General features: G+C 54.5%; 18 protein-coding genes, 2 tRNA genes and 2 riboswitches. Of the genes, 17 read left to right on the top strand and 3 right to left on the bottom strand.

The annotated features are described in order from the left end of the window. Positions 1–105: 105 nt before the first annotated feature. The 3 genes from PT964_RS15135 (at position 106) to PT964_RS15125 (ending at position 2,389) form a co-directional block, all read left to right on the top strand. Entirely contained in the window at positions 106–921 is an 816-nt protein-coding gene (locus PT964_RS15135; protein WP_274364194.1) for a copper amine oxidase N-terminal domain-containing protein, read from the top strand. Between the two features lie 127 nt (positions 922–1,048). After that, entirely contained in the window at positions 1,049–1,183 is a 135-nt protein-coding gene (locus PT964_RS15130) for a hypothetical protein (RefSeq protein WP_274364193.1), read from the top strand. Between the two features lie 62 nt (positions 1,184–1,245). After that, positions 1,246–1,337, top strand: a riboswitch (cyclic di-GMP riboswitch). A gap of 83 nt (positions 1,338–1,420) precedes the next feature. Continuing rightward, entirely contained in the window at positions 1,421–2,389 is a 969-nt protein-coding gene (locus PT964_RS15125) for a copper amine oxidase N-terminal domain-containing protein (RefSeq protein WP_274364192.1), read from the top strand. A 77-nt stretch (positions 2,390–2,466) separates the two neighbouring features. On the opposite strand, the gene PT964_RS15120 is transcribed toward PT964_RS15125, so the two are convergent. Further along, the gene (locus tag PT964_RS15120) at positions 2,467–3,843 is read right to left on the bottom strand and encodes a tetratricopeptide repeat protein (RefSeq protein ID WP_274364191.1); all 1,377 of its coding nucleotides are present in this window, start codon (positions 3,841–3,843) and stop codon (positions 2,467–2,469) included. A 356-nt stretch (positions 3,844–4,199) separates the two neighbouring features. On the opposite strand from PT964_RS15120, the gene PT964_RS15115 reads away from it, so the two are divergent. The 8 genes from PT964_RS15115 (at position 4,200) to PT964_RS15080 (ending at position 12,802) form a co-directional block, all read left to right on the top strand. Continuing rightward, positions 4,200–4,616: an O-methyltransferase gene (locus PT964_RS15115; protein WP_274364190.1), complete on the top strand. Its 417-nt coding sequence runs from the start codon at positions 4,200–4,202 to the stop codon at positions 4,614–4,616. Positions 4,617–4,669: 53 nt separating this feature from the next. Next, positions 4,670–4,771: riboswitch (cyclic di-GMP riboswitch) on the top strand. Positions 4,772–4,877: 106 nt separating this feature from the next. Continuing rightward, positions 4,878–5,081, top strand: coding sequence for a hypothetical protein (locus PT964_RS15110; protein ID WP_274364189.1), 204 nt, complete (start codon positions 4,878–4,880; stop codon positions 5,079–5,081). A 91-nt stretch (positions 5,082–5,172) separates the two neighbouring features. Next, positions 5,173–6,270: an outer membrane lipoprotein-sorting protein gene (locus PT964_RS15105; protein WP_337995039.1), complete on the top strand. Its 1,098-nt coding sequence runs from the start codon at positions 5,173–5,175 to the stop codon at positions 6,268–6,270. A 119-nt stretch (positions 6,271–6,389) separates the two neighbouring features. Continuing rightward, positions 6,390–7,571: an alanine racemase gene (alr, locus tag PT964_RS15100; RefSeq protein ID WP_274364188.1), complete on the top strand. Its 1,182-nt coding sequence runs from the start codon at positions 6,390–6,392 to the stop codon at positions 7,569–7,571. 257 nt (positions 7,572–7,828) lie between these two features. Further along, positions 7,829–8,110 (top strand): CopG family ribbon-helix-helix protein, encoded by a 282-nt coding sequence (locus tag PT964_RS15095; RefSeq protein ID WP_274364231.1) that lies wholly within the window; start codon positions 7,829–7,831, stop codon positions 8,108–8,110. A 3-nt stretch (positions 8,111–8,113) separates the two neighbouring features. Further along, entirely contained in the window at positions 8,114–8,464 is a 351-nt protein-coding gene (locus PT964_RS15090) for a type II toxin-antitoxin system PemK/MazF family toxin (RefSeq protein ID WP_274364187.1), read from the top strand. A 56-nt stretch (positions 8,465–8,520) separates the two neighbouring features. Then, entirely contained in the window at positions 8,521–10,764 is a 2,244-nt protein-coding gene (locus PT964_RS15085) for a Tex family protein (RefSeq protein ID WP_274364186.1), read from the top strand. A gap of 409 nt (positions 10,765–11,173) precedes the next feature. Beyond that, complete coding sequence (locus PT964_RS15080) at positions 11,174–12,802, top strand: alkaline phosphatase family protein (protein WP_274364185.1); 1,629 nt, start codon at positions 11,174–11,176, stop codon at positions 12,800–12,802. 77 nt (positions 12,803–12,879) lie between these two features. On the opposite strand, the gene cmpA is transcribed toward PT964_RS15080, so the two are convergent. Beyond that, on the bottom strand, positions 12,880–13,017 hold the full coding sequence (cmpA, locus tag PT964_RS15075; RefSeq protein WP_274364184.1) for a cortex morphogenetic protein CmpA: 138 nt from the start codon (positions 13,015–13,017) through the stop codon (positions 12,880–12,882). A 94-nt stretch (positions 13,018–13,111) separates the two neighbouring features. Further along, a complete protein-coding gene (locus tag PT964_RS15070) occupies positions 13,112–13,456 on the bottom strand; it encodes a hydrolase/acyltransferase (protein WP_274364230.1) in 345 nt (114 codons plus the stop codon). A 122-nt stretch (positions 13,457–13,578) separates the two neighbouring features. Between PT964_RS15070 and PT964_RS15065 the strand changes: the two genes are divergently transcribed. The 6 genes from PT964_RS15065 (at position 13,579) to pelF (ending at position 17,405) form a co-directional block, all read left to right on the top strand. Next, positions 13,579–14,037 carry a SprT family protein gene (locus PT964_RS15065; protein WP_274364183.1) on the top strand — a complete coding sequence of 153 codons (459 nt, stop codon included), beginning with the start codon at positions 13,579–13,581 and terminating at the stop codon, positions 14,035–14,037. A 19-nt stretch (positions 14,038–14,056) separates the two neighbouring features. Beyond that, complete coding sequence (locus PT964_RS15060) at positions 14,057–14,182, top strand: zinc ribbon domain-containing protein (protein WP_425262739.1); 126 nt, start codon at positions 14,057–14,059, stop codon at positions 14,180–14,182. Positions 14,183–14,214: 32 nt separating this feature from the next. Then, a tRNA-Asn gene (locus PT964_RS15055) sits at positions 14,215–14,290 on the top strand. Positions 14,291–14,299: 9 nt separating this feature from the next. Beyond that, a tRNA-Ser gene (locus PT964_RS15050) sits at positions 14,300–14,390 on the top strand. 69 nt (positions 14,391–14,459) lie between these two features. Next, entirely contained in the window at positions 14,460–15,467 is a 1,008-nt protein-coding gene (gene galE, locus PT964_RS15045; RefSeq protein ID WP_274364182.1) for a UDP-glucose 4-epimerase GalE, read from the top strand. A 183-nt stretch (positions 15,468–15,650) separates the two neighbouring features. Then, positions 15,651–17,405 (top strand): GT4 family glycosyltransferase PelF, encoded by a 1,755-nt coding sequence (gene pelF, locus PT964_RS15040; protein ID WP_274364181.1) that lies wholly within the window; start codon positions 15,651–15,653, stop codon positions 17,403–17,405. Positions 17,406–17,408: the final 3 nt, after the last annotated feature.

The following is a 17,408-nucleotide window of genomic DNA, read 5'->3' as shown; positions in this document are numbered from 1 at the left end:
GTCGAGAGCTGGCGTTTTTTGTATTTTTTTCGGGCTCACCCCCACAAACCGAAAAACACAGTCGAAATATTGTATCAAACAAGCCCGACATGGAGGAGTTACATAATGACAAATCAAGCTTGGAAAAACAAATTGGTATGGGGTACGGCCGTTGCATTGGTATTCAGCTCTGTTGTAGGGGTAGCGGCGGCAGGCGCAGCGTCTGACAAAGCAAACGGCAAAGCGGAGACGAAGGTAGAAGCAAAAGCGGAAACCGCCGTTCAAGCGAAAGATGACATTACGGTAACGGCAACCGCTGAAGACGAAACAACCGTTACAGATGCTGTCTATAACAACGGCAATACCCACGGCTTGCTGAACGCAATCAAAAACTTGGAAGGCAAGCCGGCGCGGGCGAAAGTGGAGGCGCTACTTGAGCTCCGCGGCGTAAGCGCTGAGGAAATCGCGGCAGCGTTGGAAGCTCAAGGCGATCTCGAAGCGGCCGTTGTTGCCCAAGAAGAAGCGGCTGCCGGGGAGCCGACGGATGTGGACGCGGTGAAGAAGCTTGCCAAGCTTCTGAACAAGTCCGGCCAAATCGGGGTGAAGGCGTTCGTAAACGGTAAGCAAACGAAGTTCGACGTGCAGCCGTTCATCAAGGAAGGACGCACATTGGTGCCGTTTCGCGCGATTGCAGCATCTCTTAAAGCTGAAGTATCCTACGATGCCGCTGCGAAGACGGTGACGGTCGTCCGCGGCGACGTAACGGTTAAGCTTACGCTAGGCAGCGATGTTGCGCTTGTGAACGGGAAAGAAGTGAAGCTCGACGTTCCTGCTCAAGCCGTTAAGGGCCGCACGGTCATCCCGATGCGCTTCCTGAGCGAGGCGCTCGGCGCGAAGGTTTCTTTCGATAAAGAAACGCAAAGCGTAATCGTAACGGAATAAGCTTCTAACGAAAAGCCTGAGAGACGAGAATAAAGTCTCTTGGGCTTTTTTTGCGTAACCGGCGTATAACCTCGGCTTTCATTCCCGATACTCGTAACAAAACGATGCGGATTGGGAGTGTACGGCATTGAGAGATGAAGATGGTTTCAGCGGCATGAACGGATCGGATATGTCGGTGTGGCGCGGCATTTTGTTCGGAATCTCGTTCGGGGCGGTGCTTTGGGCGGGTATTTTGTGGCTTGCATGGAAGCTGTTGTTTTAGTGAAGAATGACACATTGACGCAATCCGATTATGGATGATAGATTATTAGCAGCACTAACCAAATCCGAAAAAGGCAAACCCGCAGAAATGCGGCGACGCAAAGCTAAAGGGGCTTCGAACGTGAAACATCCGTTCATGCCAGCCAGCTGCCGCAAGCATATGGAAGCATGATTCGGCTCGTTTGCGGCGCGTTCTGCCGCGGCGAGCCTTTTTCAATGGGAGCGAAGGGGAATCGGTATGAAGGAACGTATGTGGAAAAAACAGTTGACGGGCATATTGGCTGCGGCGCTCGTATTCAGCGCGGTGTCGGGAGCGGCCGGGGTACTGGCGAAATCGGACAACGGCAAAGGCGCCGGCGGCGGCAAGGAATCCAAGGCGATTGAGAAAACAAACGACAGCGCCGGCAAAAGCGCGACTGCGCAAGGAAGCGGCAAAGAAAAAACCGGCGAGGAAGAGCGACAAGATAAGGACAGCGATAAAAAGTCCAGCGGCGATAAAGCGAAGGAAGAGAAGAAAGACAAGAAAGAGGACAAAGCATCGGATGACGAGCCCGAGACGGTTACGGACGCGGTTTACGGAAGCGGGAAGCACGGAAAGGGCAACACGCACGGATTGCTTAACGCGCTGAAAAACTTAGAGGGCAAACCGGCGGAAGCAAAGGTGCTCGAAATTCTCAAGGACCGCGGCGTCGATCCGGAGGAGCTGGCTCAGCTGCTTGAGCAAGAGGGCGACTTGGAAGCGGCGGTCGAGGCGCAGGAGGAAGCGGTTGCGGTGAACCCGACGGACGCGGAATCGGTCAAAGCGCTGGCAAAGCTGATGCATAAGAATGGAAATAAAGGCATCAAAACGTTCGTCAACGGCAAGCAGCCGAAGTTCGATGTGGAGCCGTTCAAGAAGGACGGCAGAACGCTGGTGCCGTTCCGGGCTTTGGCGGAAGCGCTGGGAGCCGAGGTGAAATGGGATCCGAAGGCCGGCAAGGTCACGGTCGTCCGGGATGGAACGACGGTGGAGCTGACGCTGGGCGGCTCGGACGCGATCGTTAACGGCGAAACCGTAAAGCTGGACGTGCCCGCTCAAATGGTGGAGAACCGCGTTGTGATTCCGCTGCGTTTTCTTGCTGAAGCGTTCGGTGCGGACGTGACATGGGATGAGGAAACGCAAAGCATCATTATTACGGAGAAGACGGAAGCTCCGGCAGCGGAATAACGCGGAGGCAAAGGGAAACGAAGAGCCGGATCTCGTAAGAGATTCGGCTCTTCGCTTGTCGCGTCCTATAAAGGGCTTTACTTTTGCTTGCTCATCCACGTCAGAAGCTCCGGCAACCCTATCCACAGCCGGGCATGGGATTCCACATACATAACCGCCTCGTTCTCGTCGCCGATGCCGTAAAACTCCGGCAGTGACGTCGGCAGCGTTTTTTCTCCAAGCAAATACTTCGGAACGAAACGATTGGAGTTCTTCGCGCCTCGATAAGCCATTTTTAATGTAGGGTTGATCCCGCGTTTTTTGTACTCAAGCACGACACGATCGTACATGAAGGAAGCAGTCGATTCGTCGAATTGTTCAAGCAGCCGCTCCGCCTGCTCCAGCTCGTCCTCGTACAGGTATACGGCCGCCAGCAAATACCTTGCGCCCATATTGTCCATCGGATTCAGCTTGAGAATATGCTCTAGATGCTTCCGCGCCTCGCCGCTGTTCCCCATCTGCCAGCATGTCTCCGCATAATTGTATTTCACCCGCATATAAGGACGCGTCTCGATCAATCCCCAGAAATAACCTTCGTTTTCCTTGAAAAATGCTTCCCCCAAATCATTCTCGCCCGCCGCGAGCCCTTTTTGCAAATATTGGAGCACTTCTTCTCCTGAGGTCGCTTCCTCCGCCAGCAGCAGGTATGCGTCCGGGCTGTTGGGGTATAGATGTAAAGCTTCGCGGGCAAGCCGCACCTTTTTGAGAGGCGAGGGTTCGTTTATAGCCTTGTAAATAAGGTCCTGTGCTTGATCCCGCTTGCTGGAGGTCTTTGGAGATTTGGCCGGTTTTACCGGCGTATGGCCGTCCATTCTGCTTTGCATGTAAGCGCTGATGAAGGCTTGTGCCTCCTCCATCGTTTCGAATTGCCGTTCGCCCAGCTGTTGTTGGATTTCGCGCATCACTTGTTCCGTATCCCCTTTGGACATACCGATGTTATCGAGGGCATCCGAGTCAAAGTCGCCGTATTCTCCGTCCAAATAATCCATCAGCTCGTTGAATCGCTTGGACACGGTTGCGGCAGATACATTGTATTGCTGGGCGATGTCCGATTGGGTCACGTGGTTTCCGGCGGAAAAGGCGGTAAAGTAATCGAGCGCAGCGCAAACGGTACCGTGCTTCTTATAGATCGGCATCGTTGTATTCGCGTATTCATTCCATAGGAAGACGGTATCGCGAATGTTTTCGATGCCGTAAGCCGTGTCGATTCGATTCAATAAAAAGTGAGCGGTGATTCGGTACAGCTCGTTTTCCCATGGTAGCTCATGATCGACGATGCCGTGAAGGCTTTCAATGGTGAGCGGTTTGTCGGGAGCGAGAGTCCCGCCGGTCTGCTTGTCCTTATCGAGACAACATTTTTTATATTTTTTGCCGCTGCCGCAGTGGCAGGGTTCGTTTCTTCCGGGCAGTGCCATGGGCGGTTAATTCCTCTCATTTGATTTTATAGCGTTATTATAACATTTTTCATTCTTACGGGTTTAGCGGGCGATGATAAAATAGTAACAACAGATTTGTCAGGGAGAAGGTCTTGTAGTGAAGAAGGTTGCGGAGACGCAGGTCACATATGAAACGAAACGAATCACGAACATACGATCTATTTCACGCTTTCAAATCTCGCAAAAATCTAACATTCTGTCAGATCGCGTAGAATTTTTGCACAATTTGACGCTTTTATGTTGCCATATGCTGGGGGCGATACTATAATAGGGCTCAAGACCCAACAGGTTGACGCGTTTATAATTTCCTTGACAGGAAGGAGGTTTATAATGTAATGGCGGAGATGGAATCGTTGACCCGGCAGTTAAACCTGGTTTTTACGAAGCTGAACGATGAGCTGTCTCATTTGTCGTCCGGAATCGTATTCGTTCAGATCCGAAACAACGTTATCGGAAAGTTCGGCATTCGGCACGATCCTTTCGAGACCAGTCACACAAGACCGTTTACCGCTCCCGCGGGAATGACGGCGGCTCAACGCAACGACTTCCGGCGAATGGCCATACAGGCGCTGACGCACAAGGTAGGCTGGACTCACGGCGAGATTCAATTCGAGTTTGCGGTGCGGCAAGGAAAGCTCCGGCTCAGCATCACGTTCGAATCGAACTACAATATGGCCAACATGCTGCCGAAGTTCGAGCTTGGAGGCGGGGGGGCCGCTTGGGACAACGCCAAAGAGGTCGAAGGGGCTTAATGAACTAATACGATATGATCATGCATACATTACTCAACATATGATATACATAAAAGAAGAAAAGGCAAAACCGTCGAAAGACGGCGACGCAAAGCTATAGGGGCTAAGACCCGCGAACTGACAAAGTTCGGGGAGAGTGCTCGCCAGCTGCCGCATACCCGGTTTCAACACGACGGACGAAGCACGTACCGGCTCATTCGCAGCGCACGACTGTGAATGGGCTTTTTTTATTGCATATTAAGGAAGGGTGACGTATAAAGGATGTTGAAAATCATCAGCTATGTGACTGTGTTTGCAGTGGTGACGCTGCAATATTCGCTGTGTCCGGGCTTAATGACGGGGGAGCGCCACTATCATGCTGCGGACGGCTTGATTGAGAAGGTTAACAAGAACGGCGTGCTGGAACGAAGACCGAAGCTGCGGTCGAGGCTGAACACCCATTTGATATACAAGAAAAACTTCTAGACCGCTTGTCAGGCTAGTCTGCATAAATGTCCAACCCCCCTCATAGACATGGTATCGATAAGTCAAACTGAAGCGGAGGGGTGGACCTCAAATGATGAAAAGGTGGGCCTGGATCACAACGCTGGCGCTCGTAATGGCGATGCTGCTGGCGGCATGCGGCGGGTCGAAGGATGCGGCAGGAGTAGTATCGGATTTGGAGAAGCTTTCGGGCAAGCTGGACAGCTATCACGCGGAAGGAACGATGCTCGTCAACACGGGACAGCAGCCGCAGGAGTACGGAGTCTCGGTATGCTTCCAAAACCCGCATTACTATCGGATCGCGCTTACGAATAAAGAGAAGGATATTACGCAAATCGTGCTTCGCAACGATGACGGCGTGTTCGTGCTGACGCCGCATTTGAACAAGAGCTTCCGCTTCCAGAGCGATTGGCCGAAAAATCAAGGCCAAGCGTATTTGTACGAAACGCTGGTTCAATCGATCGTCAACGACGAGGACCGCCAGTTTGCGGTTGACGGCGACTCCTACGTGTTTGACGTAATGGCCAACTACCAGAATGCGTCGCTCGTTCGTCAGAAAGTATGGCTGAATCAGAAAAACTATGCCCCGAAGAAGGTGGTCGTCACCGACGGCGATGCGAACGAGATGCTTTCGGTTCAATTCACCTCGTTCACCTTCGATCAAAAGTTCGAGAAAGACTACTTTGACATGCAGCGCAATATGGACAGCGCGTCGATTGCGACGATGCCGGTATTCGCGGACGATCACGATCATGCCGGCGGGGTAATGTCCCATACGTCGGATGATGCGGACACAGCGGCGGCCGTACAGGAGCAAGCGTCCAAGAGCTTCGGCATCATTTATCCTTCCTATTTGCCCGAAGGGGTTGCCGAGAAGAGCGTTTCCGAAACGAAGGTCGGCGAGGACAAAGGCGTACTGCTTCGTTATACCGGCGAATACAGCTTCGCCATCATCGAATCGCCGGCTCAGAACGAACAGACGGTATCCAGCATGTTCGGAACGGTTGTCGATGTAGACCTTGGTCCGACGGTCGGCGTGCTGATCGGCGAGCAGATGAAGACGCTGCTTTGGACCTATGACGGCGTGGACTACCGACTGATGGCGGGCGGTATGCCCTATGCGGAAATGGTAAAGGTGGCCCAATCGACGATCGATCAACCGGGCAAGTAATAGTTTCAGGAAACAATTGGGGTGGGGGAAGACGGGTTGCCGGCGGCAAGGTTCGTTGACAGGGGGAGCGTTCCCTTTTAAGATAAAACAATGAATTCTTATTCCGGCGGTGACTGAGCTTGGACTCATACAGAATGACGCGGGCCGAGGTTGATCTCGACGCTCTCAGGCACAATCTTGGAGAGTTTCGGAGGGCGCTCGGCCCGGACATCCGATTAATGGCTGTCGTTAAAGCGAATGCATACGGACACGGCGCGGTGAAGGTGGCGGAAGAGGCGCTCGATTTCGGCGTCACATACTTGGCGGTGGCGTTCTTGGACGAGGCGCTGGAGCTGAGACGCCACGGGATCGGAGCGCCGTTGCTCGTTCTGGGATATACGCCTCCGGAGGCGGCGGACGTTGCGCGCGAGCACGATGTGACGCTGACGGTGTTTGACCGGAGCATGCTGCGCGCCGCGGCCGAAAGCTACGCCGCTTCGGCAGAAGCGGGACCTCTCCGTGTGCACGTGAAGATTGACACCGGCATGGGACGGATCGGCATTCCGGATGAGCGCGAAGCTTGCGAATTTATTGAAGAAGCGCTCGATACGAAGGGTGTGCTCGTGGAGGGGCTGTTTACGCATTATGCCGCCGCGGATGAAGCCGACAAATCGTATACGCGCAGCCAGCACGACAAATTTGAGCGCGTTGTAGCGCATTTTCGCGGGAAGGGCGTTACGTTCCCTTATTTGCACGCGGGCAACAGCGCGACCGGCATCGATACGCCGGAGTGGACCTACAACATGCTGCGCTTAGGCATCGGCATGTACGGGCTTTACCCGTCGCAGGAAGTGAACCGTGAACGCGTTAGCTTACGGCCGGTGATGTCGCTCAAGACCGGGGTCGTTATGGTGAAGGAGCTTCCTCCGGGAAGCGGGATCAGCTACGGCGTAAATTACGTGACGCGGGGACGGGAGCGGATCGCGACGCTGCCGATCGGGTATGCGGACGGCTATACGCGGCTGCTGAACGGCAAGGCGGACGTACTAGTACACGGGAACAGGGCGCCGGTAGTAGGCAATATTTGCATGGACCAGTGCATGGTTAGGCTGGACGGGGCGGCTGCCGACGAAGTGAGCGTAGGCGATGAAGTGGTGCTCTTCGGGCGCCAAGGCGCGGAATCGATCACGGCCGACGAACTCGCCGAGAAGCTCGGAACGATCAACTACGAGATCACGTGCATGCTTTCGCACCGTGTTCCGCGAGTGTACGTTAAAGACGGGAAGACCGTGCTGTTCGATAATCCTCTGGTCCAAAAGTAACGAAAGACTTGCTGCATTTTACCAGTAATGAAATCATAAGATGTTAGAGGAGATTTTCGAAATGCGGCGAATATGTATTAAGCCGCAATATGAGATGACCCACGCTCAATGCAACATAAGTGATATACTGATCGCATATATTTAGTTTTGTATATTTTGCCTTCCTCTACGCCATAATGGTATTGAATCCAGTCAAATCAAGACTTGTCGCAGTAACGATTGACCGGGAGGACGGAAGCTTGGGGGTGCGTTACGCAGTGTCCAATGTTCATAACACCAAGAGGATCATGATTTCACTACCGGATCATTTGCTGCAGGAAGTGGACGGAATTGTCGAGAAGGAAAACTCGAACCGCAGCGAGTTCATTCGTCAAGCGATGAAGCTGTATCTCATGGAGCGGAAAAAACGACATCTTCGGGAGTCCATGCAGCGCGGGTATATGGAGATGGCCAAGATCAACTTGTCCATGTGCTCCGAAGCGTTCTTGGCCGAAGAAGAGGCAGACGGCACGCTTAACCGCTTAGTAAGCGGGGTGTAGCCATTGATCGTCAAGCGTGGGGATGTCTTTTTCGCCGATTTGTCTCCGGTCGTCGGATCGGAACAAGGCGGCGTACGGCCGGTATTGGTGATCCAGAATGACATTGGTAACCGTTTCAGCCCTACCGTTATCGTTGCGGCAATTACGGCACAGATCCAGAAGGCGAAGCTTCCGACCCACGTCGAGATCGACGCGGAGTCGCACGGCTTCGACCGGGATTCCGTTATTTTGCTGGAGCAAATCCGAACCATCGACAAGCAGCGTCTCACGGACAAAATTACTCACCTGGACGAAGAGACGATGCGGAAGGTGGATGAAGCGCTGCAAATCAGCGTCGGACTGATCGAATTTTAAGAATCGAGCGAGGGGGAGCCCTCGTTTTTTTGTGTTGAAGGGGAGGACGAGCGTACATGAGCGAAAAAGCGCAAGCACAATACATAACCGTAGAAGAGTTAGTTTGGAGCGAAGATCAGGAGCGCGCCGCGGCGGAACGAATGTCCGCGCAAATCGCGAGCGAAACCGGGACAAGCCCGAAGCAAGTGCGAACGACCGTCGCGCTGCTGGATGAGGGAAATACGATTCCGTTCATTGCGCGGTACCGCAAGGAAATGACCGGCGAGCTGGACGAAAATCAGCTGCGCGACATCGAGGAGCGGCTGAAATATTTGCGGGGCCTTGAGGAGCGCAAGAAAGAGGTGTCCCGCCTCATCGCCGAGCAGGGGAAGCTGACGCCGGAGCTGCTCGCTTCGATCCGGCGCGCCGCGAAGCTGACGGAAGTGGAGGATTTGTACCGGCCGTATAAGCAGAAGCGGAAAACCCGCGCCTCCGTCGCGAAGGAGAAAGGGCTCGAACCGCTGGCGGAATGGATTTTGAGCCGGCCGAAGACGGGCTCGCTCCTGGCCGAGGCGGAGAAATATGTGAGCGAGGAGAAGGGTGTCGCATCCGCCGAGGAGGCGAAGGCCGGGGCGCTCGACATTATCGCGGAAACGATCGCCGACGACGCCGAGGTGCGCGCATGGGTGCGCCGCTATACGATGAATTATGCGACTCTAGTAACGGAAGCTCGGAAAACAGACGAAGAGACCGTTTACGAGATGTACTATAATTACCGGGAGCCGGTCAAAAAGCTGCCGCCGCACCGCACGCTCGCGATCAACCGCGGGGAGCGGGAGGAAGTGTTGAAAGTTTCGCTCGAGGTGGAGCCGGTTCCGATTCATCAGTGGATCGAGCGCCGATACGTGAAGGAGGACTCTGTCGTGCGGGAAGCGCTGGAGTCGGCGGTGGAGGACGCGTACAAGCGGCTCATCGCGCCGTCGATCGAGCGGGAGGTGCGCGCGGAGCTGACCGAGAAGGCGGAGGAGCACGCCATCGTGATTTTCGCAGAGAACCTGCGGAACCTGCTGCTGCAGCCGCCGGTGAGAGGCAAGGTCGTGCTCGGCGTCGACCCCGCGTTCCGAACCGGCTGTAAGCTTGCCGCCGTCGACGACACCGGCAAGGTGCTGGATATCGCCGTCACGTATCCGACGGCGCCGCATCACAAGGTTGCCGAGGCGGAGGCCGCATTCAAGAAGCTGATCGACAAGCACGGCATCGAGCTGATCGTCATCGGCAACGGGACCGCCTCGCGCGAGACGGAGCAGTTCGTGGCCGACTTGATCGCGAAAATACGCGAGGAGTCCGGCCGCAAGCTGCAGTATTTGATCGTCAGCGAAGCCGGCGCTTCCGTATATTCCGCCTCCAAGGTCGCCCAGGAGGAGTTTCCGGAGTTCGACGTAGCGGAGCGCAGCGCCGTATCGATCGCGCGCCGCGTGCAGGATCCGCTCGCGGAGCTCGTGAAGATCGACCCGAAGGCGATCGGCGTCGGGCAGTACCAGCACGACGTGGCGCCGAAGCGCCTGGAGGAGTCTCTAGGCGCGGTCGTCGAGTCTGCGGTGAACCACGTCGGCGTCGACGTCAATACGGCTTCGCCGTCGCTGTTGTCGTACGTCGCCGGCGTCAGCTCCGCGATCGCGAAAAATATCGTGAAGTTCCGCGAGGAGAACGGCAAGTTTACGAGCCGCGGCCAGCTGCAGAAGGTGCCGCGCCTCGGCGCCAAGACGTTCGAGCAGTGCGTCGGCTTCATCCGCGTCCCGGAAGCGGCTAATCCGCTGGACAACACCCCGATCCACCCGGAATCGTATCCGGTGGTGGACAAGCTGTTCCGCGAGCTCCGCTTGGAACTGACTCAGCTCGGCACGGAGGAGCTGCGCCGCTTGATCGACACGGTCGATCCGGTGCGGCTTGCGCCGCAGCTTGACGTCGGCGTGCCGACGCTGCGCGACATTCTCGACAGCTTGAAGCGTCCCGGCCGCGACCCGCGCGAGGAGCTGCCCCCGCCGATCTTCAAGACCGGCGTCCTCAAGCTCGAGGACCTCTCCGTTGGCATGGAGCTGGAGGGAACGGTTCGCAACGTGACCGACTTCGGCGCGTTCGTGGACATCGGCCTCAAGAACGACGGGCTCGTCCATATTTCGCAGCTGAGCAACCGGTTCGTGAAGCATCCGATGGACGTCGTATCCGTCGGCGACAATGTCACCGTTTGGGTGCTTGGCGTAGATGCGAATAAGGGCCGCGTATCGCTTACGATGAAAGGGCCGAAAGCCGCCGGGTCCTGAGCCGGAGCTGAAGCAGGAGCTGGAGCCGGAGCGAAGTAACGTCACGCGGTCTCTACGGGGTTAAGGGGTTAACGGAATGAAATGTCCGCTGGTCGGGCGGATTCAGCCCAAACTGGCTGATTAGCGGAACCCGATGTCCGCTAATCGCCCGAATCGCTGCATTTTTATGTTTTTTGGCCATTTAGCGGACAATCCTTTCCGCTAAATGGCCGTTTTTAGTGTCCAACAGGCAATCAGCGGACATACAGTTCCGCTAATTGCGTCGAGTATACCGGCTTCCGGCATAGCTCCAGGGCGATTTATGAAGCGCCTGACGCGACCGGGGGCCGTTGCTTTATTACGGATAAATCCGCGCCTCCGCCCCCATAATAAGGTAAACCGCTATACCGAAACGGGGGTGCTTCCAATCGTGACCGGCCGAACGCTGCTGAATACCGTGCTCATTATTGCCGTCGCTGTATTGATTCTTTGGGCTGCAAGCAAATTGTGGATGCCCAAAAGGGTGACCCCTTACAGCGAAGGCAAGCTCCTGGAGACTCGCTCCATTAGGGGAGCCGGCCCGAAGAAAGTTATCGTTCTCCTTGCGGATTCATTATTGTATCAATCTTTGGACAAAGGCATGGAGAAAGGCGAGCTGCCTACTTTTAAGCATCTGATCCGCGAAGGGATGTACCATAAAGATGTGGTCAGCTCGTTTCCGACGATGTCCGTGACGATCGACAGCAGCCTCATCACCGGAACGTATCCGGACGATCACCGCATCCCGGGGCTGATCTGGTATTCCGCGAAGGAAAACCGCGTCATCAATTACGGCACGGGGCCGATCGAAGAGCTGAAACAGGGAGTAAACCCGCTGCTGACGGATTTGCTGATCAACCTGAATCAGAAGCATCTGAGCCCCGACGTTGAGACGATTTACGAAACGATCGCCAAACGCGGCTTAACGTCAGGCTCCGTCAACGCACTGATGTATCGCGGTCCCGCAAAGCATACGCTGCAAATTCCGGCTTGGCTCAGCGCGCCGACCGACCTTCCGAAGCGGATCGAGGTGAAGAGCCCGCCCTTCTTTGCCTACGGCTCGTTTGCGAATCCGTTGGAGGGACGTGCCGACCTCCCGGAAGGCATCACCGAAAAGCTCGGCTTTAACAACGAATATCCGCTTCAAACCGCCAAATATTTAATAGAAAACGATCGGCTGCCCGATCTGCTGCTGCTCTACTTGCCGGACCTCGATAAGCGTCTGCATCATAAAGGGCCGGAAGATCTTGAATATGTAAAAAGGCTCGACTCTCAGCTAAAAACGTTCCTTCAATCGTTCGGCTCCATCGAAAACGCATTGGATCAAATTGTGCTTATCATATTGGGAGACAGCGGGGTATCGCATCTGAAAGCGGCGGAACACCGGCCTGTCATTGAGCTGAACGAGCTGATTGAGCGCGGGGGACTGAAGGTGCACCGTACGGGCGACGCCATCGGCGAACAAAAGCCGCAGATCGTGCTGGCGGTCAACGAAACGATGGCCTACGTTTATTCGCTTGATCCGGACGTTTCGATCGGAGGCCGCGTCGCCCGGCTTCTTCGAGACGAATCGAGAATCGATCTCCTCGCCTGGAAGGAGAACGATTGGAACGCGGTAACCCGGAGCGGCTTCAAAGGCACGTTCCGCTTCAAGCCTAAGGGGGCGGTCAAAGACATCTACGGCCAAACCTGGACGGCGGAAGGCGACTGGAGCATCGTCGGCGCAACGGCGGATGACGACGGGCGCATCGCTTACGATGAATACCCCGACGCCTTAAGGCGGCTGGATGCGGCGCTCCATTCGCATGCCGGCGAATTTCTCATAGCGACGGCCAAGGAGGGCTACGAATTCGCGGACCGCTATTCGCCGACGCATAAGAACGGCGGCGGCCACGGCTCGCTTAGCCGAACCGATTCGCTCATTCCGGTCATCATTTGCGGAACCGACAAAGACTTGGATGCGCCGCATCGAAGAATCGTCGACATGAAAGATTACCTGCTTCGGCTCTTGGCCGAATGAACGACAAAAAGACCGGGAATCGCCAAGCCCGCTGACGGCGCACATGAAGCGGGTTCGATGCTCCGGTCTTCTTTCGTCTAATCTATTTGCGATGCGCTCGATTTCCATTCTTCCCTGGTACGGTAAAAAAACCAACAATCGTTCAGCAAGCGGATTTGCCGCCGGTCCTTTTTACGGTATGCGCGCATAAGTTGATTGTAAAGCCACTGCGGCATGGCTCCCAGCCCCCAATCCATGGTTTTTAAGCATTATACGTAGGCGGTTGGGGTGCTGTGCAGGTCCATGCAAGTTTTTGCGGAACGTTTTTTTTCAGGCTTCAAGCTCTTCTTCGTACCACTGCTCCAGCTGCGCCTGAAGGGCGCGAATTTCGGTCAGGAGCGAGACGAGCGGGTAGCTTTTTTCTTGAACGGCCGCGAACGACCTCTCCAGCCCGTTCATATAATCAAGTCCGCTAACGACGGAATAGTCTTTGCTCACCACTTCGAGAGCGTCGCATTCCGCAATCGCCTGCGGCAGCTGCGGCACTTGATCGGCGGTAAGCTTTCCGATTTCCTTATGCAGCCGGTGGTGCAGCGCGGTCAGCTGATAGGCGTGGCTTTCGGGCATCTCTACGAACGTAACGGATGAGCCGTCGAAAAGTACGTGGTAACGCATGCTCGGTTTCAAATTCGACACAATCGGGTTCCCCTTCTGAAAATAATCTATACTTGACAGTGTAGCTTACTCTTTCGTTACAATTCAAGAAGAACAGCGCAAAAATGGGGGAAGCGGCTTACATGACGGATGCGGAATTGCAGCAATGGGTGGAGAGAGTGTCGATGGAGTCGTTCGGGCGTCCGTTCGTTCATCGGGCGACGTTCAATTCCCGGTTGCGGACGACCGGCGGAAGATATTTGCTTCGGTCGCATAATATTGAAATCAACCGAAAACAATATGATACGTACGGCGCGGAAGAGACGGAAAAGATCATCAAGCACGAGCTGTGCCATTATCATCTGCATTTGCTGCGCCGCGGTTACCGCCACAGCGACCGCGATTTTCAGGAGCTGCTGGCGAAGGTGGGGGGCTCGAGGTTTTGTCAGGCTGTCCCCGGATCGATCGTTCGGCTGCCGGTGCGGTACAAGCTCGTTTGCAGGTCGTGCGGCACGGAATATCCGCGAAAGCGCAAAGCCGATCCGCGGCGCTACCGCTGCGGCAAATGCAGGGGAAGCTTGAAGCTTTTACACCTTGACTAGTCCTCCATGAACATGATAAATTACTAGTNACAAGCTCGTTTGCAGGTCGTGCGGCACGGAATATCCGCGAAAGCGCAAAGCCGATCCGCGGCGCTACCGCTGCGGCAAATGCAGGGGAAGCTTGAAGCTTTTACACCTTGACTAGTCCTCCATGAACATGATAAATTACTAGTACATTCCCCGATAGCTCAGTCGGTAGAGCACTCGACTGTTAATCGAGTTGTCACAGGTTCGAGTCCTGTTCGGGGAGCCATTTTTTTATGGAGAGATACCCAAGTGGCTCAAGGGGACCCTCTGCTAAGGGGTTAGACTGTGTAAACGGTGCGAGGGTTCGAATCCCTCTCTCTCCGCCATAACATGCTCAACGTGTCGCCGAATTGGCGGCTTTTTTTGTATAATCTTATCCGGAGGGTGGGGATTCGATGGCCGTGTTGGTAACCGGAGGAGCCGGATACATCGGAAGCCATGCTTGCGCGGAGCTTCTCGAGGCGGGATATGAGATCGTGGCGATCGACAATTTCGCTAACAGCGGACCCGAATCGTTCGAGAGGGTCAGCCGGATCGCGAACCGGCAATTTGCTTGGCATAAGGTCGATCTCCTTGACCGGGAAGCTCTCGAGGGCGTATTCGCCAAGCATCGCATCGACGCTGTCATGCATTTTGCCGGCTATAAGGCAGTGGGCGAATCCGTTAGGATGCCGCTTTCGTATTATTATAACAATATAACCGGCACCTTGATGCTGTGTGAAGCGATGAACAAATACGGCGTACATACAATGGTGTTCAGTTCATCCGCGACCGTCTATGGCGCCGCGCAGCGAATGCCGATTTCGGAGGATTTCCCATTAAACGCCGTAAACCCTTACGGACAAACGAAGCTGATGCTTGAGCGGATTTTGCAGGACGCAGCCGCCTCCGACCCGAGGTGGGGCATATCGATTTTGCGCTATTTTAATCCGGTCGGCGCGCATAAAAGCGGGTTGCTCGGCGAAAATCCGAAAGGCGTGCCGAACAATCTGATGCCGTTCATCAGCATGGTGGCTGCCGGCAAGCTGGACAAGCTGCGCATATTCGGAAGCGATTACCCGACCAAGGACGGGACGGGCATACGGGATTATATTCATGTGACGGATTTGGCGCAAGGGCATCTGAAGGCGCTGGAGAGCATCATGGAGCGGTCGGGCGTGGATATTTACAATCTGGGAACGGGTAAAGGGTACAGCGTGCTCGAGATGGTAGGCGCATTTGAGAGAGTGTCGGGCAGAACCGTCCCATATATTATCGAGGAACGAAGACCGGGCGATATCGCGGTCTGTTACGCGGACGTCGCCAAGGCATGCAATGAGCTCGGATGGACCGCCAAGCGGGGAATCGAAGAGATGTGCGAGGATGAGTGGCGGTGGCGCTCGGCCGAAAGCCGGCGATCATGACGAGGCTGCACATGTATATTTTTTGTCTAGTTTGAGGAATTACACTGACAATACTATAGGCGAATTCCGTTGGATTTTAAATCCACTTAAAATCTATCTTAAAAGTGATTAAAATCAAACTACCTGCTATCGCTATGGAATATAATTGCGATATACCGGATTATATGCGTGAGGTATTTTGGGATGAGCAACATCAAGGTATTGCTGACAACAGAAGGCACGTACCCTTTTCACCAAGGCGGCGTAAGCACGTGGTGCGATATTTTGGTGAAAGAATTGAAATCCGTCGATTATGTGATTTACAGCATATTGATGGATCCGTTCGTCACTCAAAAATTCGCGCTGCCTGACAATACCGGGCTTATTAAAGTTCCATTATGGGGCACCGAAGAACCTAGCGAGCATTTGTCCGAATCGTTCTCCAAGAGCTTCCTCGCTAAACGCAGAACCACGCCCAAGGAAATCGAGACCCGCTTTATCCCTTTGTTTTCACGATTGATCGAAGAGATAATCGCGTCGGAGAAAGATCCGCGGCTCCTGGCCCAAACGATGCTGGAGCTCCATCTCTATTTCGACGAGTACGAATATAAAGTAAGCTTTAAATCGGAAACGGCCTGGGAAACCTTCAAGCGGATCATCAATACGAAGGTCGCGGAATCCCGCGGCGAATGGGCGAGGCCTGATTTGTACTGCCTTATTCAAAGCTTGGGCTGGATCTACAGGTTTATGAACATATTGAATACGCCGTTTCCGAAGGTGGATGTTACGCATGCGTCGGCGGCCGCTTTCTGCGGGATTCCCTGCGTATTGTCCAAGTTGAAGTACGACACCCCCTTCCTATTAACGGAGCACGGCATTTATTTAAGAGAGCAGTATCTCGGATTAAGTAAAAATAATTACTCCAGTTTTCTAAATACATTCCTCATTCGCCTGATCCACTCGATTACGTCTTTGAACTATACGTTTGCCGACCAAGTTTCTCCCGTGTGCGAGTACAACACGCGCTGGGAAAAAAAGTTCGACGTGGATCCCCGAAAAATTCAAGTCATTTACAACGGCGTCGACAAGAACGTCTTTATGGAGGCGAAGCCGCGTGCCGAAGGGCGGCCCACGGTAGTTACCGTGGCAAGGATCGATCCGCTGAAGGATATTGTTACCTTGATTAAATCCGCGGCGGTTGTGAAATCGCGAATTCCGGACGTTCAATTTATTATATACGGCTCCGTGTCCGTCAAGGCGTACTATGAGGAATGTCTTGAGCTGCGGTCGGAGCTGGAGCTCGCGGATACGGTCATTTTTGCCGGACACACCTCGAACATGGCTGCGGCCTATGAGAGCGGCGATATTGTTGCGCTTACGAGCATTTCCGAGGCTTTCCCATACTCGGTCGTTGAAGCGATGATGTGTGCCAGGGCCGTCATTTCCACCGATGTCGGGGGGATCCGCGAAGCAGTGGGGGAAACCGGCATCCTTGTCACTCCTCGCGATTATGACGAGCTTGCCGACGGCATCGTCAAGCTTCTTCTGGATCGGGAACTGCGAAATCAATTGGCGAATGACGCCAGAGAAAGGGCACTCACCTTCTTCACGCTGGATAGGGTTTTAGAGATGCATGAGCGGAGCTACCGCAAGCTGGCGGAAGGCGTCACGGAACAAAAAACGGTCGCACCGGAGCCGATTTCGGTTTCTGCGCGCCGAAAGCAACAGCGGCTGTTTGCGGAACGCGCCTTCGCGTTCATGTCCAACGGAATGTATATGGACGCCGTACGGCATTTCAAGCTGGCCGTCATGGCGAATCCCGATTCTGCGGCGGCGCCGGCGTTGCTCGTGGAAGCCGCCGAAGCGTATAACCAGCTAGGCATGTTTGACAGGGCGTTCCTGACGATGGAAAAGCACAGGGCCTTAGTCAAACACATCGAAAGCAGAATTATTGCGTAGTAA

Source organism: Paenibacillus thermotolerans (genome assembly GCF_028745515.1).
In the GTDB taxonomy this organism is placed as follows: Bacteria; Bacillota; Bacilli; order Paenibacillales; family YIM-B00363; genus Paenibacillus_AE; species Paenibacillus_AE thermotolerans.
Note: the sequence above shows the minus strand (reverse complement) of the source record. Positions and strands in the feature narration are given on the sequence as shown.